The sequence below is a fragment of the Methanolobus profundi genome, from assembly GCF_900114835.1.
GTDB classification, from domain to species: domain Archaea; phylum Halobacteriota; class Methanosarcinia; order Methanosarcinales; family Methanosarcinaceae; genus Methanolobus; species Methanolobus profundi.
This window is the reverse complement of the sequence record NZ_FOUJ01000001.1, coordinates 631285-654798: the sequence shown is the minus strand read 5'-3', so window position 1 is coordinate 654798 and position 23514 is coordinate 631285. Positions and strand designations below refer to the sequence as shown.

The window sequence follows — 23514 nt, the reverse complement described above, 5'->3', positions numbered from 1 at the left end:
AATCCCATTTTTAATAACCATATTTTTCATATTTGTACTCCACTTTATATGTTGTAAAATTGCAAGGAAGCAACTACTGTTACCACCATGAAAAGAAATTCAGGCCATTGGAGTGTTGTATCTCCAGGCATTGTACATGGAAATGACATCATCGATGGACACACCATAATCAGTGTAAGGTGCAAGGTCGTCATTTCTCCAACAATTGTAAGCTTCTATGACCTCGTCAATTGCGATATTCCTGCCTTCTGCTGATCTAACATCGTCCCAGGGGTTCCAATCACTACCAATACAGTAAAGCTTCCCACCATCAGTACCGAAATATACCAGACCATCTGAGATGGCTGCACCCTGCAGAATATAACCATCGTCATCCTCCGGATTGTATTCCCATACAGTGTCAGCATAGTCACCCATGTCCATGATACAGAACATTGAACCGTCGTTCTGGGCTTCGGTAAAGTATACCAGCGTACGGTCAACTTCATCCTCACTGTCATAATACGTGGCTATGGCTGGAGATGATTTGACACCTTTATCCACAGAATAGTCCCAGAGCAACGTCCCGGTGGAATCATCAAAACAATTAAGTTTACCAGTCACACCATGTTCACCCTGACCTACGTAGACACGACCGTTGAGAATTGCAGGTGTAGAGGTACTGAATCCCTGATCGACACTCCAGCCGGAGTTTAAAAAACTGCCTGTTGATCCATCAAAGCCTACCTTCCACAGGTAACCATTATCGCCGCGCTCTGATGTAGTGTATAGATAACCACCACAATATGAAACTGAAGAACGGAAATTTCCAGGATCGGCCTGTGCAAAAGAAACATCAGAACTAAGGCTAAGGTTCACCTCGTCAACGAGATCTCCCGTGACCCTGTCAAGGCTTACAAGTCTTCCTTCAAATACAGGATAAACCAAATAGTCCCCTACAATAACTGCACCATTCCAGATGAAACCTGCAGAATTGTTATTTCCATACTTCCATACCAGATTGCCCAAATCATCATAACAGTAGTAGTACTTGGTTCCAACGTCACCGGAAAGTCCGTCAGCAACGTAGATACGATGATCATAATAGGTAACCGGACTCTCAAAAGAACTGTTAGTGACAGATACACTCCATCGTTTGTATCCGGTAGATGAATCAAAGGAGTAAAGATCCCCCTGTGCAGTGGCAACAAAGATGTTTCCATCTCCATATGCAGGAGTGGATTTATGCATTGAAGACTCGGTCTCTTTTTTCCAGGTTAGAGAACCATCATTCTTATCGTATGCACATACTGAACCGCTGGAAGCGATCACATATACCGTATCATCCACAATTACAGGAGTTACATCTATTTCTCCGTTAAAACCAGAAGCACTCCATTCCTCAACTGCCTCCTGAGCAGCATAAGATCCCACTGTGCCGTTACGCAGCCAGTTTAACTGGAACTGAGCCCAGTCGGTAGACTGCAGCACTTCAATTGCAGTGCTGGCTTCCACATCGATCCCATAAGAATCTGCATTATTGGAATCACTTTCTTCCACCACCATGTCTGTGGAATCAACATTCATAGACAGATAAACAAAGCCAGTTGAACTTGCAGTCCACGTGAAAGTAAATTGCTCAACTTCACCCGGACCAAGGGAAGATATGGTCTTGCTTTCAACTAAATCGCTTCCATCTTTGATCTCTACAACAAAGGACTCAGCAACATCATATCCTGTATTAGATACAGTTGCTGTCATCTCATAAGGCTGATTGATATATATCTGGTCCGGTGTAATTGAAACAGGCACTAGATCTGGATTTCCATCAAGAACTGTCACTGAAATGGAAACATCATTGTTACTTTCATCAGTCTCAATAATATTATCCAGTGGATCTACAAAAACCTCAACATCATAGGTCTTTACTGATTCCGGGAGCCATGTGAATGTAATGTCTTGTGACGAGCCTCCACCTACACAACTAATTGTCTGATTAGCAATTTCAACATTATCAATTTTAAGTGAAATAAGGACATCATTTGCAAATGTACTACCTTCATTGAGGATTGTTATGTCAATATCCTGCTCAATACCTAGGTATGAATTTGTAATAGAGCTCATTTCTGCAGTGATGTCAACAGTTTCACTGCCACCACCATAAGCAACTACACGACCGCCCTCAGCTATTGTGAACACAGTACCATCATAAATAGCCGGGCAACTGCCTCCGTTCTCATTTGACCAGAGAATGTCACCGTTTGTAGCGTCCAGTACATAAATTCCCTCATAGTCGAAACTGTCATCACTATACTTTTTTTGTGCTCCTGCGAAAACCTTCCCGTCAGCAACGGCAACTGACAGAGTCCAGCCACCAATATCATTGCCATCAGTTTCCCACAGCAGATCACCGTTGCTGGCGTTTCGACAGAAAACCTTTCCACGCTGATATCCACCAGATGTATACACATTACCATATGCAACAGCAGGAGTTGAATCAGTCCTCCAGATATCTTCCTGCCAGAGAATATCACCATTACTTGCATCTACAGCATAGACATCGCCGGTACCATAGAAATTGTAGGTTGTAAGATATACTACACCATCAACAACTGCAGGTGAACAATACACATTATGTTCAAATGTCTGGTTCCAGTATTCTTCACCTGTATCAGCATCGACACAATAAAGAAAACCCTCAGTAAGTACATCATCTATAATGTTCTGGTCACAGCCACTTGTCATATAAACAAGGCCATCTACATAGGCAACTGTTCCCTGAGCCTTGCCAGTACTTGTACCACCCGTTTCAGATGCACCATAGATAGGGAAGTTCCATATCTCTGTACCATCAACCTCGTTCAAACAATAGTAATGACCCCCTTGCCAGTCATTTACAAAGACCTTACCATCTGCAATGGCAGGGCTACCATTGCATGAAGCTTCCTCTGTTGTGAAGCTCCATATTTCAGTTCCATTTGAAGCATACAGACATTTTGTCACTTTACCAAGAGAAGTGAAAACCTTTCCATCATGATAAGCAGGAGATGCCCAGGAACCCCATTCACGCTCTCCCATAGAAGTATTCCATAAAAATGTACCATCATCAAGGTCAAGAGCTGTTATCCAGCACTCACTGCTTGTACTCTCCGGGTTGGCACAATTCACGAAAACCATTCCATCAGCAATGACAGGGGATGAAGCACCGATAGCACTAACATTTGGACTTATCCATGTTACTGTATTAGAATCCGGCGTATCTGAAGTGGACGATCCGGCATGTGCCAGATCCTTGTGGAACTGATGCCATGAAGCATCGGTTGTCTCCTCTGCCATGGCGGGAGAAATGAATAATAAAATAATTGCCAAAGAAATTATAAATGTTGTTGTTTTACTTATTTTTGCCATAAACTACCTCCGCTAGTAGCTTTCAACTGAAATTGTATAGTTGAAACAACACGTAATACCCGGCATACAAGTCGGATAACTTCGTGTTTTTGTGATCATTTCATTATGTTAAGCAAAAATGCACCATTAGCATTGGTTACAAATGGGCACATGCCTTGCATAGGAGTGATAATAACACATATATAAATGGAAAAAATACTGTACCAGTTATTATCCATATGACTAACAACATATCCGACCCTGGCAATATTATAACTTGTTAAAGATATAACTATGATAGATTCGCTGTTGACATTGGTTTTGATAAGCGAATGCCTCTTAAAAACTATCAAAATATGTGAGATTGTAGAAAATATGGATGAAGACAAAGTGCAGATTTGATATCTACAAAGACTTTAGATCCCTAAAAACAAAAAAAGAAATCCGGAACTCCGGATTTAAAAAGGAGAGATTATTCTACATTAAGGTCTATTGAGTGAATTGGATTTCCAATAGGTTCCCATGTGGTAGTGTCATATTCATGGTATTTGAATTGGGCACATTCTTCTTCATCGATCGAATTAAGTCCAAGACCATATGATAAATACTCACCATCAATGTAAAGGAACCATGCCTTATGGTTGTCATAGTCATCAGAAACTCCATTGATATCTGTAAGATAGAAAGAACCGTAATCGTCATACCAGGTATCAGCTGCACTGTATGTTAAGATATTCTCATCCTGAGCTTTCTCGAGCGCACCCATAACCGTCATCCAGTTTACAGTGTAACTGGCACTTGCATTGTTTGAAGGTACAAATGTAAATGTGCCTGTTGACAGATCTACGTCTTCGTCAATGTCTATTGAAGCTGCTGCTGGTACAGTAAGCAATGCCATAGCAAAAAGCATAACTATCGCAATTTTTAGAATTGATCTTATTTTCATTTATTTTTCTCCCATATTTTAAGAATGCAGTCAATTGAAAAACATAACACTGAATTGGTGTTTTGTGGATATTCAACTGTTAACATTCTATTCAGTAATGAACTTTTTAACATATAACTATATGTAAAAGATTAATATACATTAGTTTACAAGATTATATAAAATATAAATCACGATTAAAGAGAATCAAAATGATAGAAAATACGTAGGTTATCTTTTAATCAACAAAATATTAGTATTTAGCAATTAAGCCAATTGAATAAATAATAAGTTAAAGCTCCATATTTCCAACTTAAAACAAAAGCAATTATTGTCTTCTGTTTTCTATAATGAATAATACTCTGAAAACTTATCCTTTTTAAAAAATGAGCTCCGTAGAACTCCTGCCAGTAATACTTAAAAAAAGTAGACCGGTTTTGTCATGTATATCGATTTATCGTCTTTCATTAATAACCTGAATTATCCCGAAAGGCCCGGCGAAGCCGGCGTTTCCCACAAGACAATACAAAAGAATCTGCAAACACACCGTACTTACTTTACGAGTCTTCTGTAGAATTCTCAAGCATAAATGCAATGTTCCTTTATACAGAGGGATTGGAAAGTGCCACCTTCGGCGGATGGTTACTTTGTTTTTAGCTTATAGGTTGTTTTTTTGGAAATATAAAAAAAACAACGTTTATGTCGTTTATATAAACAGGATTTCTACAGAGCCAAAAATTGCATTAAAACAGGAAGCATGACATTACAGAGAAAACTAATAATATCATTTTATATGATGTAAATATAAGTTAAAGCTTTTTTATATAAGAATAAAAAATCCCGGAGAAAAAATTATTCCTTTCTCCTGTTAACATACATTTAAAATGTACCTGAAAATGCTATTGTCAAGAGGAGATCAGCTCTTTTAACCCATCACATTTGATCATTATACCTCCAGGCATTGTACATGGAAATCACATCATCGATTGAGACACTATAACCTGTATAAGATGCAGTGTTATCGTATCTCCAGCAATTATAAGCCTCGATGACCTCATCTATGGATATGTAACTTCCACTTACTGAACCAGCGTCATTCCATGGGTTCCAGTCATCGGCCACATAAATATAGTCAACCTTGAGTTCGGAATCACTTGCAGTTGATCCGTGGATCGTTAAGTTAACTGAATACCTACCTGCAGTAGTATAGGTGAACACCGGGTTCTGGTCAGTTGAATCAATTACACCATCATTATCAAGATCCCAGTCCCATGATAACGTAGCACTGGTCATATCTGTGAACTGTACGGTCAGAGGTGCATTTCCTGAAGTGATATTTGCAGAGAAGTCAGCAACTGGTGCTTCAATTTCACTTGTGGAACTGATCCATTTACCTGTCAAAGGATAGTAATCTATGCCTCCATTTGAACTATCTGTAACAGGGTCATCACCAATACCATCGTCATTGACATCGGTACCGGAATAATCGGAATAATAATTGCCCAGATAGCTGGCATAATTTGTATCTTTGTATGTATAATTTACTGGATCGGATGTATTGAAGGTTCCTGAAGCCAGAACAAATTCCATATCATTACAGTCTATTATATTGTTCAGGTACACCTGTCCGCCCAGTGACAACAGAGAAATGTTCGTGAAATCATTGTTTAGGATAAACGAAGCTGAATTATTTATCTGGCACTGGATACCGGATGATACTGCATGAATTATGTTGCCCTCCATCAGGTAGGATACATCACTTAGATCGAGTGAACCATCCAGACTGAAAGAATTATTCCTAATTGTTAGATCAGATGCACCTGACAGGTCTGTGCTCAGTTCCATTCCTTTGAAAGTACCATTATTGCCTTCAATAATTATATTATCCCCACATATCATAAGATCGGGGCCATCAGAGAATGTACAATTCATCACATAAGAATCATTATGGATATAATGAATATCAACATCAGAGAATGTACAAGTCTCAAACCGTAAATTGCTAAGAACCTGGTTGCTTTTAAGATCATTGTTTGCAGTACCTATCATATCAAAGCCAGCAAAATTTATTCCCTTAAAAGTAGTTCCAGAAGCATCGCAACCTGCAGTATCGTCTGCATCTGCCACACCAAACATGAGAGAAGGACAGGCATCCGTGTCAGGAACAATTATCACTTCTCCACCATCAGCCTCGAAGATCAGATCACTCTTGTTAATGTACAATGAAGAGTATCCGGTTAACGGGTCCAATGAAACGTTATAGATACCAGGAGACAGCATTATTGTATCACCATTCTCTGCATCATAGATTTCATCCTGAAGAGAACTACTATTATCAATGTAGTGGACTTTACCAAGCGATTCTTTCGTTGCCATCCCAAACACATAACGTGCGTCATTCCCATAGAAAAGCCATCCGTCAGAAATAGTCACTCCCTGTAAAGTATACTCATTTATTTCTGAAGGTGCTGTATAGGTCCATTGTTCAATTCCTGATCCATTAATACAATATACAGTTCCATTTGCAACATTGGTAGTAAAATAGATATATATCTCACCGTCACCATCATCGTAAGCTGTACTGATAACCGGAGACGACTGGATAGCTGTTGCATTGCTATATGACCAGAGTTTCTCAGAAACATTGCTCGCATTATAACATAGCAGACCGGAACCAGCACCACCAAATACAGAACCAGTACCAAAATACACTTTTCCATTATAGTAAGCAGGTGTGGATTTACTTGTACTGGGGAGTTTAGCATATTGTTTATCTACAGTATCAAAAGTACCATCAGAATTCATACCTATAGAATATAAATAACCACCTTTGGAAGTTAAGTATATGCGACCCAGCTCCTCAGCATAGCAGATAGAAGAATAGACATTTCCTGAATCAAAACCATATGTTAAAGAAAGGTCCAATTGATCTCTTGTAAGACCGGTGTTTTTGTACACAGAAACCAGATAGCCACCTATATCCGCATAAACCAGATAATCATCAATTACAGCAGCGCCTGTCCAATAGTATCCACTGTCAGTTGTAGTCTGGCGCTCCCAGCATTTTGTGCCGTTATCATAATAGCAATAATATCTAGAATAGTTTTCGTATGTTACATCTGATAACCAGCCACCAAAGTAGACCTTATGGTCGTCATAGACTACGGGTGTGTTCATCTGATAGTTTTTATTAACTTCGCCAACATACAGTCTTTCATCTGCTTTCCACTCTACAACACCCGTTGTACTGTTAATACAATATAACCAACTCGTGTATGTAGAAACAAATATGCTGTCATTGCCTGCTGCGATACTTCCAAGATGAAAACCTTCACCAGTATTGGTTGACCATATCTCGGTACCATTTCCCATATATAGTGCCCTTAAATTGTGATCGCAACCTACCACATAAAGAACACCATCTAATGCAATGAAAGCTGAATCAAAACCTAAATACCCATCTGCACTAATTGCTTTTGTAGCCCATGAATATTCATTCCCTACCGGATAGGTAATGGGAGCCTTGTCTTCTGTTACACCAGTATTATGTATGTCTCCCTGAAACTGTTCCCAGTCAGATGCTGATACTGTTGATGGAACAAACAGTAAACATAGCAAGAACACTACTATTAACTTGAAAGTCCCTTTTCTTCCTTTAGTCATCATTTTTACTCACCTCTATAAAACAGGATTCATGATGCGATTAGAACTTTTCATATTGTGAGACTGAACTGAGGATAAAACTCACAAAACATGTGTTGCACTGCTACCATGATCTGTTTTTAACTTAAAGTAATGTCAGATATTTTTCACTAAAAGAAAGCTAATTCAGCAACACATATAAACAAAAAATAAATGCAAATATACATTAGCTTTTGAAATAAAATAGAGGAGCAACTATTTTCCAGAAAAGCATTAACTTTCACTTGATGCTCCATTATTCCATAAAAAATACTCCAATATTCAAGATTTTAGCTTTAGATCATCAGAGAATATATTGATGATGCTAAGCTGTTACTTCACATTGCGACATTAAATCGCCATGCATTGTACATTTCAATAACATCATCAATAGATACATCATAACCTGTATCGGAAACATCATCATACCTCCAGCAGTTATAAGCTTCTATTACCTCATCTATCGTTATGTAGCTTCCATCAGGAATTCCTTCTGAATCCTCATCATTCCACGGATTCCAGTCATCGCCTACATAAATGTAATCTTCCATGACCAACATATCATTGCGATTGGAACTTGTTACATTAATAGAAACAGTGTATTTTCCGGGAACTGTGTACACATGCACAGGATTCTGATCATAGTGATCAACTTCACCATCTCCGTCAACATCCCATTCCCACGAAACAGCACCGATCGAAGTATCATTAAACTGTACCGTAAGAGGTGCAATACCTGAACTCGGCTCTGCTTCAAAAGCAGCTATTTTGATGCTTTCTTCAGTGGCCAGTCCAAAAAGATAACCGCCATCGTTACCGAAATACAGCCATCCATCTGATATTGCAACTCCCTGAAGGATGTACTGATATTTATCGGAAGGAGGCTGATAGTACCAGACTTCTTCCGAAGCATTATTGTCTGAATGATCACGCAGGCAGTAAGCTCTTCCCTTATCAGTATTGGTAGTGAAATAAATATACACTTCTCCTTCCCCGTCATCGTATGCGGTACTTATCACAGGAGATGCTTTTATACCTCCATTAGGAACATATTCCCATATTTCACTCAGGTCTGACCCATTGAAACAATATAATTTACCGCCTGTGTCATGATCACCTGATCCCGCGTAGACCCGACCATTATAATACGCAGGGGTAGAGGTACTGGGTAAGATCTCGACTGAGCATTTATCATAAACATCAAATGTACCATCTTCATTGAACACAATAGACAACAAATATCCTTTACTTGCCCCTTCTGAAGTAAAATATAGCTTGCTGTTCATCTCATTATAAGAAACGGAAGACTTAATACTACCTATGTCTGAAAGTCCAAAAACTGATGCCACATTAATTTCATCTCGTAATGTCCCTTTCTCTTTATACACTGAAGTTAAAAATCCTTCTGAATCACCAAATATAAGAAAATCACCGACTACAGTTGCACCTGCCCAATAATAACCACCGGTTGTTGTGGAATCTCGCTCCCACCCCTTTGTTCCGTTATCATAATAACAGTAATACTTTCCCTCTGTTCCTTCCCAGTCACTGCAGTATCCAAAAAATATCCTGTGTTCATCATATGTAACAGGAGTAAAACCCCACTTTCCTCCATGAGATATATTCCATGCCACATTTCCATTTTCAGCATCAATTGTAAATATTTTTCCTGTATATGTTGGGATGAACAAAGTACTATTTCCAAAAGCTGGTGCACCCAGCTGATAGCCAATATAACCAAGAGAAATACTCCATTTTTCAATACCAGTTCTCTTGTTAATTGCACTAACACTTCCATCTGGCGTGACAGCGTATACCGTGTCATTCACAACAAGTGGAGGGCTATATACATTCGATAATCCTGCTGTACCAGAGAATGTATAATCCCATGAAAGATTTAAATCCGGGTATGTTATCGGAGCTTTGTCCATACTTGTTCCACTGTTGTAAGTATCATGCTGGAACTGGGTCCAGTCTGATGCGGACACACAATAGGGCAGAAGTGTGAAAATAGCTAATGAAACAAGCCATAGTCTTGTATTTGTCATTTTTGGGAGAGAAACGATAGCACTTCCATACAATTGGTAACTAATATTTCATGCTTAAAGAAGAAGACTATATATAGCTGGAGTTGTAGCTAAAACATGATACCTTAAAAGATAACAAGGTTGTATCCTACTTTTGAAGATTATCTACAAATTACCAAATCGAGTTCTTTGATTGATCCCGTAAGCAAGTTTAATCACTCATTTCCAGCTCCTGCACATTTACAACTTGTCCGGTATCCGTATCAACCAACATGAAAGTAACTTTATCTCCCTCGTATAAAATCAGATTCCCAAGCATGAATCCTCCGCTACCTGAATTTGAAACATCTAATGTTGAAAGATCGATCTCAATCACATCTCCCTGATCCAAGAGATGCTTATCAACTCCGACATCATAGTATAAAGGATCAGAAAGATGGAAATCAATCTCACTTTTATCAATTATATTTACTGCTGGAAGTTCACCTGTCATACAAATAACTTTTAATTGCTCACTATAGAGGGGATAGCCACCCTCATAAACAAATGTAATGTTGTTTCCAATTAGTGAAACATCACCATCAAGATCAGAGACCAGATAAGGATAATAGGTTTCAGTATCTTCATTAACTGTGACATTATCATCAAAAAGTATCTTGCCTGTTGGTGTATAGATAATTTTGATATTCACGGAGTCTCCAGCAGAAAGTGAATCATCAGAAGGATCTGAAGGATCATCACCCCAGTCAGCAAACATCGCCTGCATACCTGTTTGATATCCCTTTGGATCTTTTATATAATCTCCTCTGTCTGGATCCCAGGTCGCACCAGCAAAATTGGAATATTCATCAGCAACAATAGTAATCCCCGGCTCCATCACAAATTCCCCAAAGAATTGTCCCGTTGTAGGGAAATTGCCCAGATTCAGAAAAGGAGATGCACCGATCAAAGATAACGTATTTGTGTTATTAATATTTGGCAGGACCCCCCTGGTCTTATTGGAGCCTCTTGCATTCGGATTTGTAGTGATGATCTTGAAATCCTTTGTGTGGATCACATCTCCTGCTGTTTGCTGAATACTTAGATAACTAAGATTACCATATCCAGTTTCAATATCCTTGTGTAATTCAATGTGGAACTCAGCAGAAGGCGATAAATGTGGCTCAGACATATCATTTAGCCAGCAATGTATCCACGTCTGGAGTTCTTTTAATGTCAGTGCATCTTTCTCCACTATATCAGGAAGAACACCTCCATCCATTATGAGAAGTTCTGAATCAAGAACTTCATTGGAAGAAGTATCTATTACAGATAATCTGAAAACTTCATCTTTACAAACAACCTGACTGCCCAGTAAAACACCTTTTACCTGGCTGTTAGGACCATATACCCAGTTTTCAAAAGAGATGTTGATCGAATCTCCAGGTAACAGTGGAGAATTCAATGGATATGATATGGTATCATCATCAAGGAAAACATTCATCACGGGCAGACCATGAGAAACTTCAATAGCAATATTCTCAGGATACACTGAAGTACCTCCAAGATATCCCAAAGTGATAAAGCCATCATCAATAGGAGAACTCATATTGAAATTAGCTCCACCTTCTGCTAACCTTATTGGTTGCTTAGGATAGCCCGAAACAATAACTTCCTTTTCAAAAATGATCTCATCTTTTGATGAATCAATGAGCATAACGGAAACAACATCTCCGGGTTGCAATGAATCGTCAGACGGGTCTGAAGGATCATTTCCCCAGTCAGCAAACATTGCCTGCATACCGGTAATGTGTCCATCTGCATCAAGTACATAATCACCTCTATCTGGATCCCAGGTACCACCAGTATAAACGGAATACTCATCAGCAATTATGGTCATGCCAGGCTTTAATATAAGATCTCCAAAGAACTGCCCATCAATGGGGAAATTACCCACATTCCAGAAAGGCGATGTTCCAACAAATGAAAGGGTTTTTGTGTTTGTTACACCGGGTAAAATCACTCTTGTTCTATTCCCGCGTGCATTGGGATTAAAAGTTACGATAATAAGGTCATTGGTATCAATTGGCTCACCACTTGTTTTGGTAATAGAGAAATAACTTACATTTCCATAACCGGTTTGAACATCTTTTACAATTTCCAGATCATATTCTTCAAGGGGAAGCTGCTCATCATTTAACCAATAATGGATCATTTCCTGTAAGCCATCAGTGGTGACCATACTATGAGAATATGATGCATTGAACTCTTCATATGAAATACCCGATACTGGAACAGATGTAAACACCATTATTAGCGACGCAATTACAAACGAGTGAGTGGAGATGTTCAATACGCATTTCATGATAATACACCAGATAGGTCCATTTCTTAAAGAATAAAGATAGGAACCATATCAATTAGTTTCCATAATTTTTTACTTTGTCCATACAGAAAATTTAATTACATATAAATAGACCGATCCAGACTACGTATATTACCTGTAAAGATAACCGTGCGTACATAAGATCAATAGAAGTAGTGTTGATCAAGATCTCTCATGATATGTAAATAAAATACTAAACACTGCATATTGCAAATGAAGAAAAACCAGGTGTCTGTGCTCCAAAGACTAAGTTATCATCATTTTCTTCAAGCATTTCAGTAGGCAGTTCATGCCACATATCATCCACATACCTGAACAGAGCTATAGATGAAACATCAATTCCATTCTCTTCGATCCATGAACGAACGACCTTAAAGGCTACTGTTGAAGTATCCATTGTCGAAGGATCAAGTCCTTCTGCAACGATCCAGATATTGAGGTGCCTATATACTTTACCAGGAGGATCGACCTTTACAAAAAGGGATCTGTTCCTCAGCACTTCCACCTTTACTTCCATGTCTCTGGAATTATCAATTATTTTGAATTGAATATATTTTATTGGATCTTCCTCAGTATCAAAGTAACAAATAGTAAGACCATCAGGAACTATTTCACATGAAAGTGTATCCTTGAAGATAACATTTTCATGTTTGTTCTTCCCGAAAGAAAGGAGACCTTTTCTCTCCCCTACATAGATACAAATGCCGGTAAACAGTAGCAATAAGAATAATATCCATGTCCATCTGCTGATACCTGATGATGAAGCATCGGTTGACAGTAATTCCTGAGCAAACGGCTCATTGGAAGAAGATAGAACTTCCTCTGATGTTGATCTTAATGTACTTACATCTGTATTTAAAGGTACATCCTTTTTTATTCCAGTAATGGCAAATGGAGAAAATCCGGGTGTTTCAGACTCAAAATAAACATATTCATCATCCTCTTTTACTTTAAGCGTGTCCAGTTCATTCCATTTACTTCCACTGTACCTGTAAAGAGATATACGAGATTCACGAACGTCATTCTCTGATATCCATACCTTTTCAACCTTGAACGTGATCACTGCATTCTCAATATTATCCGGAGTTGCAAATCCTGTATCGCCAACCCAGATATTGACATACTTATATACTTCTCCGGAAGGTGGAGCAGATACCAGTGTTGAAATTCCTTTCAATATTTCAATTGTAGTGCTTATAACACCGGAATTCTTCAAAGCAATAAAACTAACAGAATCTATAGGGTTATCTTCTGAGTTAAAGGAAAATGTCGTTGTTCTTTTAGCCAGCACATTCTGACTTTTGGACACTTTATTCAGAATATTGTCATAATTTTCTCCGAAATAGCCTCCCCCACTGACATACCGTCCACCTGAAGAACTGCTACCTGAACTATCTGAAGATGAAATGGACGTCACGTTCCATATCCATTTCTTTTGTGCAGTCCCATTCATGTTCTCAGCATATATCGTGAGATCATGTACTCCGTTCTTTGCTGAAGAACAATAATAAGAAGCTGCCCTGGTGGAATTATTCGTTTGTATGTCTACGTTGTCAAGGGTCCAGGTAATATTTGCAACTTCATCAGTGGTAACTTCAAACAATCTGGAAGCACCTGTCTGATCTGTAATATAGCTACTCGATGGAGATACAAAAGAAATTATTATCCGGGGATAAGCAATGATGTGATCTGTTCTTTTCTCAGTGCAATTCCCGAAATTATTTCCAGCTTCAAGAGATATGGTATAATTACCAGCTTCAGTGTAGGTATGTACAATATTCCTGCCTGTGGAATATGTACCATCTCCAAGATCCCATTTCCATGATGTAGCATTCACGGACATGTCAACGAACATTACACTTAAGGGGATCTTTCCCTCTGTCACATTAGATGTAAAATTAGCTATAGGAAAGTCATTATTGTCATTTGCAGCATTAATAGTGATAAGCACAGTCTCTGAGTCCGATGCATAGCCATCTGAAACCGAGAATGTGACCTTATGAGCTCCAGGTCCTATTCCTGTTGTGTCCCATTCAAAGATATTGCCATAAAGGTTTCCAAACTTCGCCGTGGTTGAATATGTCAATTTATCGTTATCCGGATCATAAGCATGCAGAATTATCTTTACCTTATCAGAACTATTTACAGTTATATCTTCTATTTTTTCAATGACAGGGGCATTGTTTTCTTTTAATTCCGCCCAGAATACCAATTTACCTTCCATTGAACCAATACCAACGTACTCTTCCGGTACGTTCAACTGCAGACCAGATCCAATGCATTCTCCAGGAGATATTGTCTTTTTATAGTGTGTCCAGGAAGCATCATCAAGTTCAATTCCATCCACATAAAGGTCCTTTGCAGCGTCTATGACCTCAGAAGTGACATAGATCTTAGAACTACCTTTATTGAATATTCCCACCTCATGCACGTCACTGGACATACCTGCTGACAATCTGCCAAGATCAATTGCATCAGGTGAAACTATTATCGATATTGAAGGACTTATCTTAGTCGAAAGGGAAACCGCTGTTGCTTCGGAATATGTTTCTATTTCAGAAACATTTGCTAAGTTCAGGTCTTGGTCTAAAGCTTGTGCAGAAAAAGAGAATAGAGATAGGAGCAGTAAAAAGATAAGAAGTGGTATTTTGCTTTTCCCCATCTCTTATTCACCTTAGTTTTTTCTGCAAAAAAGTAGAATTATCTTCTACCTTTCATTGTGATGAAAATACCAGCAATAATTACACCGGCAATTCCTATTAAAACTCCAAATCCAGGGGAACTTTGAGACGATTCCACAGGAGTGGATGTTTCTTCTTCAATAGGTTCAGATGTTGATCTAAGTTCTTCTACATTCTCACCTGCAGATGATGAAACAACTGTTTCTTCTTTTGCCGGAGCGGCTATTGCAAATGGAGAGAAACCAAGTGTTTTGGATTCAAAATAAACGCATGTATCGGCTTCACTCAGAACACTTGTCTCAAGTTCATTCCATACATCATCTGAATACCTGTAAAGAATTACCTCATCTGATGAAAGACCATTCTCTTCCAGCCATTCCTTCTTTACACTGAATCCTATGACAGGATCTTCAATATTATCTGATGTTGCAAAACCAACTTTGCCCACCCAGATGTTCATGTTCTGGTATACCAGTCCCGGTGCATCTGAATCAGCAAATGTTGATCTGGCATTGAGAACTTCTATTGTAGTGGATATCTGTCCTGAGTTCTTAAGGCCAGTGAACTGTACATAATCAATTGCATTCTCATCAGCTGAAAATTCATATTTGCTGCTACTACCTTTATTAATGAATACAGATTCAACTTCCTTTTTCATAATGTTCTCATACACTTCACCAGAGGTTCCACCACCGCCACCTCCTCCGCCCCCGCCACTGGAGGATGAAGAGCTGGAGGATGATGAGGAAGAAGATGCTTCACCTACAGTTACCTGTGTGTCACCTGTGATCGAAACTTCGCAGATATCATCTTCAACAAGAGCTTGACTATCGGGGACATAAGCAGAAGCTGTACCAGAAATAGAATATTCTCCATTAGTAGTTGAATTTGGCACAGTAACATCATAACTAATAGAAAGTGTTTCACCAGAGCTGATATCACTATTCCAATTCCACATGCTTTTTGTGGTACTGCTCTTAAAATAAGCATCCCCTGAATCAACCTCATTGACTACCCATCCAATAGGCAAGCTTTCTTCTATTTTCGGACCGGTCATTTGATCATTAAAATAAAAATCAATTGTCACTGTGAAAGTATCACCTGCATCGACAGATGTATCTGATATGCTTCTTGTAGCTGTAATTTCACCAGAACAAAGAGCATTGGTTCCGCACAAAAATAAGATCAATAATAAAACCCCAAAATAAGATGTTATCTTTTTAGCTATCATATATACCTCATATTCATATACAACTTAATATTTCTAAAACAAATATGTTCTTTGTATATAAATATGCTGAAAAAGCATTGGACGTACTCATCATCATTATTATGAGTTTACAGGTGCAAGACCACCATTCTTTCATCTAAAGAAATAAAACTATAACACTTAAATACAAACATACATTAGATTCAGACATGCAAATATTGTCTGAAAAGATAAGATACATAATAAATAGTGTGAACATACCATTGAAGTTCACAGATAAACCTACTGAAAAATACGATAATAATGAGATGATCGTTACCTTTGAACCCGAAACCGGGGTAGAAGAGATTGAACGTTATTGGGTTGATGAGCCTTATGCATTTGTTTCCATATTGAAAAATGATAACGACCTGTACTACCATGTTGTTGAACCTGAACTTAATGAAGTGGAAAGATCGCTATTGGACGAAGTTCTATTCACAATAGGAGATGTGCTTACACTAAAAGATGTAAATGACCTGGATGAGATCGATAAACAAAATAAATACATAATTCTCAAAGAAAAAATTAATGAACTGCTATCTGACAATTCTCAATTTTCAGAAATAATTTTTGAAAAGATCTATTACTACATAAAAAGAGATTTTATAGACTTCGGAAATATAGGCCCCGTCATGTGTGACCCGAACATTGAAGATGCGTGGTGTAATGGGGTAGGTATTCCTGTTTATATTTTCCATTCAACCTACGGAAATCTCATTACTAATATCACATTTGAGAACGATGATCAGATAGCTGCTTTTGTGATGAGGGTCGCACATCAGAGTTCCAGACACATCTCCAGATCATCTCCCATACTGGACACAGTCATGCAGGACGGGTCCAGGATAAATATTACATATGGTCACGAGATCAGTCCAAAAGGAAGTTCTTTCAGTATACGAAAACAAAAAAGATCCCCTCTTACTCCTTTAGACCTCATTGACGGGAATACATTCTCATCGGATATTATGGCCTATTTCTGGCTTTGCATGGAACATGGAAAGAACATATTGATATGCGGTGGAACCGCAAGTGGCAAAACATCTACAATGAACGCGGTCTGTATGTTCATTCCCTTAAATATCAGAATAGTAACTTTAGAGGATACCCGAGAGATACAATTACCACATGAGAACTGGATACCAATGATAACCCGTGAAGGGATCTCAAATGACAGTATTGGGAACATTGATCTGGATGATCTGTTAAGGGCATCCTTAAGGCAGCGACCTGACTATCTTTTGGTTGGAGAGGTCAGAGGTCGTGAATCACAAATACTCTTCCAGGCTATGAATGCAGGTCATGCTACCTGTTCCACATTCCATGCAGGTTCACCCACAGAAGTGATCAACAGATTCACCAACCCACCTATCAATGTTCCAACAGCAATGTTCACTGCACTTGATGTAATCTGCATGCAATCTAATACATTTGAAAATGGAACTGAAATACGCAAAGTATCTAAGATCACTGAAGTAACAGGTGTGTCAGAAAAAATTGATACGCAGGATGTTTTCATATGGAACAAACTTAAAGATATTTTTGAATACAATGGTTCAAAGATCCTTAATGATATACGGGTAAGAAGAGGATGGAGTGAAGAGGACCTTAAAAACGCTCTCAATGAACGGAAATACTTTTTGGAAACTTTGATCTCTAAAGGAATTCGTGATCATAGTGAAGTGATCTATTGGATCGAGCATTTCAATAGATCTCCTGAAAAAAGCATGATCGATCTGGATATTCAATAAAGTTCAAGATAACAACTTATACATAAGATCAAAATACCAAATATAAAAATATATATAGATATTAGTCTTTAGTGAAGACATATGACTGATAAAGCTAATGAAAAAGCAGAAAAAGATGAAATATCTGATTTTTTAAAACTTTTTTATGCATTAGACAGTAAAACAAGATTAAATATTATTCAGAGTTTATTTGAAAATGAAAAACACATTTCCGAAATTGCTCGTGAGCAAAGCATATCTGTTCCTGTCGCAGCAAAACATGTTAATATTCTGGAGGATGCTAATCTTGTTACAAGAAATATCTATGGAAAAACCCATGTTCTTCAATTGAATAATAAGGATGTAGCCCGATCACTCGATGTTCTTGCACCCATTAAGACAGTAGAAATTAAAAAAGGAACAAATCTACTCGATATCCTAAAAGATGTGGTTATCATTGAAACTAAAAAGTTACGGGGAAAAGAGCACGTAATTTCAACTAATGGTGATAAGGGATTTTTTATCTATGAAATTGACGGGCAGTTTTGTGATCAGACCGTTCAAAACTGCGTATTTAGAAAAGATACAACAGTAGTGTGGAAAAAACTTGAACCTGTGGCTAAATTGCGCTTGAACATCAAAGTAAAGGATCAGTGAGATCACAACAGAGATTAATTTTAAAGACTCTGCTTTAATATATGAGATGTAGATCCAATAAAAGTTGAATGGTATTTACATAACACCGGGTCTCATTTACTTGTACACATAAATAATATCAGTCATATTCTTTTTCTCATCCATTTCTTGTAAGAGCATGCTCCAAAAAGAAGATCAGAGAGTATCACTAGCTTAACAATTAGTAGTTAAACAGAAAAAACACAATAATCGGAATACATAACTACCTTTTTTGAACATATATTCCCACTAATACCTACATGAATTTATAATTTAGACTGAATATATATGATTCTATGTACATACATCCAATTTCCATGTACACAAATTCAATTATGATGTCATAACGGTTTAAACGATGTACATCCAGTCTTCTCATCAGATAGCTATGGGATATTCTGAAAAACGTCGTTTACTAACAGGAACAATACTTCTTGTCCTTTTCCTATTCGCTGTTCAAGTGACAGTAGCCGACAGCAATGATATCTCAACTGACATAAGTTCAACTTACAAACTGATGCCAGAAGAAGGAGTGGTAAAGGTATCCAAGGAGATCACTTTCCATAACGATAACAGTGATACCAAATACTGGAGAGGATATTACTCCAATTATAACTACTACCTTCCTGAAGCTGCTATGAACATCCAGGTCTATGATGACGAGAGAGCAATGACCTTTTCCATAGCAACTGAAGGTTACCATGTATTCTACTTCAACAAGAAGGTCTGGTATGAGGAAAGTTACACATTCTACGTGACCTATGAACTTGAAGCGAACAAGAACACAGCTAGTTTCTCCATGAATGAATATGGAGATAACATAGAGGTCACACTCGAAGTACCAGCTGACTTTGATACACACCTTAGCAGGGATGACTACAAGGTCGAAGAGAAATTGTATTCAAGTATCTATAAGTTCGAGAAAGGACAGGAATGGAGCACAGCATGTGTTGTCAATTCTGTAAGATCCTCACCACGCCTGACACTCACAGATACAGCACACCTTGATGAGAGAGATGTGGATGTAACCGTAAAGTACTGGGAAGGAGAGGAAGAATGGGCTCAGGACACTATGCAAACAGCCATTGAAGGTCTTGAACTCCTTGAAGAGAAATGGGGTGTCCCTTATCCTGCCAGTTATAACATAACCATTACACAGGCTAACATAACTGAGACCGGAGGCTATGGTGGCTACAATGAAGGAAGGAACGGCATATGGCTCCTCTATACTTCGAACCACGGCATATTGATACACGAGCTTGCACACTACTGGACACGTGCCTGCAACTTCGACCAGTTATGGATGGATGAAGGTTATGCTGATCTTTACACATATCTTGTACTTGATGAGATGGAACCGGAAGAGGCAGCTTCAAGACGTGACAGGTTCCTTAACAAGTACAACGATCTTAAGGATGAATATGATTATCCATTAGCTGACTGGAGCACTCCTGAAAGCATCAGCGGATCCACAGAAGAGCGTGTGGATTTCGGATATAAGAAAGCATTCTCACTTACATACACATTATATGATACAACAGATATCAATACCCTTCAGGATATGAACAGGGAGTTCGTTAACTCTGGAACTGACATTGATAATTCTGACTACCTCAATATAGCAAACTCAAACATAGATAAGGATATAACCTTCATTGAGAACTATATTTACAACTAAACTCTTCAGATAACTCTTTTTTCAAATACCACTCAAATATTTAAATACATTTAAATCTAATATATAGTTATAGTAGGTATATTTATAACCAAAAAAAGCATAAGGGTATAAGGTGAGTGGGAATGTTGCTACATTCTTGTGTACATAGTTGACTTTATTTGCTCATGGGGTTAGTGGGAAATGAAGGGATTCAAAAACATTGAAGATACCATAGGGAACATAGCCGATATAGTCGATACTATGCTTGATCAGGCATCTGTCGAGGAGATACTGAAAGTACTTGTAGATAAGATACCGGCACTTTTCTCAGAGGACAATGTTTCTGCAAGTGTCAAGTGGAAGGACAACATTTGTGGAGCATCCTCCTGCAGTGACCCTGACATGATAATTGCAAGTGATATAGTGGTCAATGGACAAAAAGAAGGATCCATTAAGATCATACTAAAGAACAAAGATATCACTCTTAAAGAGAATGAGGACCTGGTACGTGATTATCAAAAGCTCCTGCACCTTATTTCCAGAATGGTATCCGTCTTCTTTGAGAAAAGGGTACAGATCACCGAACTGAAGGACATTGAAAAGAGAGCGCGGAGCTATTGCGATAAGCTCGAGGATTACATTTTTGTTGTGAACAATAAGGGAAATATCATTGATTTCAATATCAACTTTGTGAACTGTACAGGCTACACGTCTGAAGAATTGATGAAGATGAATATCAATGACCTCATACCACAATGTTCAACCGATCTCTCCGAGTCACCACTTATAAAAGAAGCAATAAATAGCGGTTCATCAAGATATGAATTTGAGCGAAGATGCAAGACCGGTGAGAAGATACCAATGAGTGTCGTCTGTAAACCACTTGACGATACCGATGAAGCTTTTATCTGTGTGGCAAAGGACGTCTCAAAAACGAAGATGATGGAATCAGAACTTCATGAGTCAGAGAAGAAGTACTCAACAATTGTAGAGAAAGGAAATGATGCTATCCTTATCTTGCAGAACGGTCTGGTGAAATTTGCAAATACCAGAATATTTGACATAACAGGCCTGGAAAAAGAGAATATCATAAACAAGAGCTATCTTAACCTTATCCCTGATATCGAGCATCAGAACTGTATTGAGTGGTTCATTGATCATGAGAATGTGAATGAAAGGAATATATTCACTGTTGAAATGATTACAAAAGAAGATAGCACGATACCTGTTGAGATCAATTGTTCCGTTATAGATTACCAGGGCAAGAAAGCAGAACTGCTCATTATAAGAGACATCAGAGAGAGGATGCGCAGTGAAGAGCTTCTCAAGAAAGAAAGGGACAGACTTGAGAACTATCTTGATGTTGTCGGATCGATCATTGGGATAGTCAACAGTGACTCACAGATCATCTTTGTCAATCAGGTTGGAGCAGAGACACTGGGATATCCAAAAGAAGAGATAATCGGAAGGAACTGGTTCGATGATTTCCTGCCGGAAAGTGTAAGAGAGCTTACCAGAGAGAGCTTTTTTAAGGTTATGGCAAACGAGCTTACGCCTCCTCAATATTTTGAGAACCTCATAATGACAAAGGATGGAGAAGAAAGGCTGATCTTCTGGCATGATGTACCTGTTGAGGACGAGAATGGTAAGCGTATAGGTATGATAAGTTCCGGAGAGGATATCACTGAGAACAGAAAGATGGAAAAACTCCTGGTAGAATCCGAAAAGAACCTCAAGACCTTATTCGATCATATCGATGACCAGATATTTATTTACAGACCTTACGGGAAATTCGTGGATGTTAACAAAGCAGTTATCGGATCTACTGGATATACCCGTGATGAATTGCTTGACATGTCACCTCCTGACCTTGTAAAGACAGAAATGCAGCCATTGATAGATGGTTATACAGACCGCATCATGAGCAGGAAGAATGTGATCTTTGAGATATCACATATCCATAAAGATGGAAGTCAGGTGCCCCTTGAAGTGAACGCAAAGCTTGCGGACTACAAAGGAGAACAGGCGATAATTTCAGTTGCCAGGGATATCACTGAGAGGAAAAAAGCAGAGGAGAGACTAAAGAGATATGCTGGTGAGCTAAAACATTCCAACGAGCTCAAAGACCTTTTCACAGATATTATCAGGCATGATCTTCTCACACCTGCAAGTGTTATTAAGGGTTATACTGAGGAATTGCTGCTTGCCATAAAGGATGAGAATGCACGTAAACTGGCATCAAAGGTCAAAGAGAACAATGAAAGACTTATAGAGCTGCTTGAAACGGCTACAAAGCTTGCAAAACTCCAGAAGGAAGAGGATATCACCTTTGAGACCATGGACATTGTATCTATCTTCAAGATGGTAGTTGATGGGTTTAAACCACAACTTGAAGATAAAGAACAGAACCTTGTAATTACAGGAAATAAGAAATGTCCTGCACTTGTCAATCCGGTCATTGAAGAAGTATTTGTGAACCTCCTTTCAAATGCTATTAAATACAGTCCCGAAAAGGGAAATATCGAGGTTAATTTCACTGATGAGGACAAGATGTGCAAGATGAGCATCACAGATCAGGGAACAGGAATACCTGATGATGAGAAACCACTGCTCTTCAATCGTTTCCACCGTGCAGACAAGAAAGGTATAAAAGGAACAGGACTGGGGCTTGCCATAGTCAAAAGAGCAATAGAACTACACGGCGGAGAGTACGGCGTTAAGGATAGTGAAATAGGTACAGGTTCCACCTTCTGGATCAAACTGAGGAAAAGTTATTCAAGATGAGATGAGTAAAAGGACATTCTTAACTACATGATCCCATGACCTTTATCTTTGTTCCATCATCAAGATCTTATCCGGAATTTTTATCATCTGCTCTGTCCAGTTTTTCATGCTATTTACAACTCCGTTGAAAGGTAGGGTAGAACACTTCTATTCATTTATTTCTATCCATAAATACAGTCTATGAACGTTCACGCTATGGCAAACTGACATGAAAATGATGCTCGCATTATCATGCATATATATGATCTGTATTTTTGTAAGACCGAATATACAATCTTTAAATAGTAGTTGCTTGATACTTTATTTGCGGTTGGATAAAGGATTATTTTATAGTATTTGAAAAATTGGACCTATAAGCATCAATAGTTTAG

At 38.4% G+C, this 23514-nt stretch carries 11 protein-coding genes; 4 read left to right on the top strand and 7 right to left on the bottom strand.

Annotated elements, in window-relative coordinates; all coding sequences use genetic code 11:
- Nucleotides 1-99: 99 nt before the first annotated feature.
- From BM008_RS03055 to BM008_RS03025, 7 genes are all read right to left on the bottom strand, one after another.
- Nucleotides 100-3315 (bottom strand): outer membrane protein assembly factor BamB family protein, encoded by a 3216-nt coding sequence (locus tag BM008_RS03055; protein WP_177187941.1) that lies wholly within the window; start codon nucleotides 3313-3315, stop codon nucleotides 100-102.
- 523 nt (nucleotides 3316-3838) lie between these two features.
- A complete protein-coding gene (locus tag BM008_RS03050) occupies nucleotides 3839-4312 on the bottom strand; it encodes a DUF4430 domain-containing protein (protein ID WP_091933005.1) in 474 nt (157 codons plus the stop codon).
- Between the two features lie 912 nt (nucleotides 4313-5224).
- Nucleotides 5225-7957, bottom strand: coding sequence for an outer membrane protein assembly factor BamB family protein (locus BM008_RS03045; protein ID WP_091933002.1), 2733 nt, complete (start codon nucleotides 7955-7957; stop codon nucleotides 5225-5227).
- Between the two features lie 353 nt (nucleotides 7958-8310).
- Entirely contained in the window at nucleotides 8311-10020 is a 1710-nt protein-coding gene (locus tag BM008_RS03040; protein WP_091932999.1) for an outer membrane protein assembly factor BamB family protein, read from the bottom strand.
- 190 nt (nucleotides 10021-10210) lie between these two features.
- Nucleotides 10211-12343: a hypothetical protein gene (locus BM008_RS03035; protein WP_143072255.1), complete on the bottom strand. Its 2133-nt coding sequence runs from the start codon at nucleotides 12341-12343 to the stop codon at nucleotides 10211-10213.
- 214 nt (nucleotides 12344-12557) lie between these two features.
- Complete coding sequence (locus BM008_RS03030) at nucleotides 12558-15026, bottom strand: PGF-pre-PGF domain-containing protein (RefSeq protein WP_091932993.1); 2469 nt, start codon at nucleotides 15024-15026, stop codon at nucleotides 12558-12560.
- A 38-nt stretch (nucleotides 15027-15064) separates the two neighbouring features.
- Nucleotides 15065-16234: a PGF-pre-PGF domain-containing protein gene (locus BM008_RS03025; RefSeq protein WP_177187940.1), complete on the bottom strand. Its 1170-nt coding sequence runs from the start codon at nucleotides 16232-16234 to the stop codon at nucleotides 15065-15067.
- Between the two features lie 230 nt (nucleotides 16235-16464).
- Here BM008_RS03025 and BM008_RS03020 point away from each other — a divergent pair, with 230 nt between their 5' ends.
- From BM008_RS03020 to BM008_RS03005, 4 genes are all read left to right on the top strand, one after another.
- Entirely contained in the window at nucleotides 16465-18048 is a 1584-nt protein-coding gene (locus BM008_RS03020) for a type II/IV secretion system ATPase subunit (RefSeq protein ID WP_091932988.1), read from the top strand.
- A gap of 81 nt (nucleotides 18049-18129) precedes the next feature.
- On the top strand, nucleotides 18130-18684 hold the full coding sequence (locus BM008_RS03015; RefSeq protein ID WP_091932985.1) for an ArsR/SmtB family transcription factor: 555 nt from the start codon (nucleotides 18130-18132) through the stop codon (nucleotides 18682-18684).
- A 478-nt stretch (nucleotides 18685-19162) separates the two neighbouring features.
- A complete protein-coding gene (locus BM008_RS03010) occupies nucleotides 19163-20380 on the top strand; it encodes a gluzincin family metallopeptidase (RefSeq protein WP_218146682.1) in 1218 nt (405 codons plus the stop codon).
- Between the two features lie 180 nt (nucleotides 20381-20560).
- Nucleotides 20561-23143, top strand: a complete 2583-nt coding sequence (locus BM008_RS03005; protein WP_091932979.1) for a PAS domain-containing protein — start codon at nucleotides 20561-20563, stop codon at nucleotides 23141-23143.
- Nucleotides 23144-23514: the final 371 nt, after the last annotated feature.

Coding starts and splice junctions, on each gene's coding strand:
- BM008_RS03055 (WP_177187941.1), bottom strand. CDS start 3,315: ATGGCAGAGGAGACAACCGATGCTTCATGGCATCAGTTCCACAAGGAT.
- BM008_RS03050 (WP_091933005.1), bottom strand. CDS start 4,312: ATGAAAATAAGATCAATTCTAAAAATTGCGATAGTTATGCTTTTTGCT.
- BM008_RS03045 (WP_091933002.1), bottom strand. CDS start 7,957: ATGATGACTAAAGGAAGAAAAGGGACTTTCAAGTTAATAGTAGTGTTC.
- BM008_RS03040 (WP_091932999.1), bottom strand. CDS start 10,020: ATGACAAATACAAGACTATGGCTTGTTTCATTAGCTATTTTCACACTT.
- BM008_RS03035 (WP_143072255.1), bottom strand. CDS start 12,343: ATGAAATGCGTATTGAACATCTCCACTCACTCGTTTGTAATTGCGTCG.
- BM008_RS03030 (WP_091932993.1), bottom strand. CDS start 15,026: ATGGGGAAAAGCAAAATACCACTTCTTATCTTTTTACTGCTCCTATCT.
- BM008_RS03020 (WP_091932988.1), top strand. CDS start 16,465: ATGCAAATATTGTCTGAAAAGATAAGATACATAATAAATAGTGTGAAC.
- BM008_RS03015 (WP_091932985.1), top strand. CDS start 18,130: ATGACTGATAAAGCTAATGAAAAAGCAGAAAAAGATGAAATATCTGAT.
- BM008_RS03005 (WP_091932979.1), top strand. CDS start 20,561: ATGAAGGGATTCAAAAACATTGAAGATACCATAGGGAACATAGCCGAT.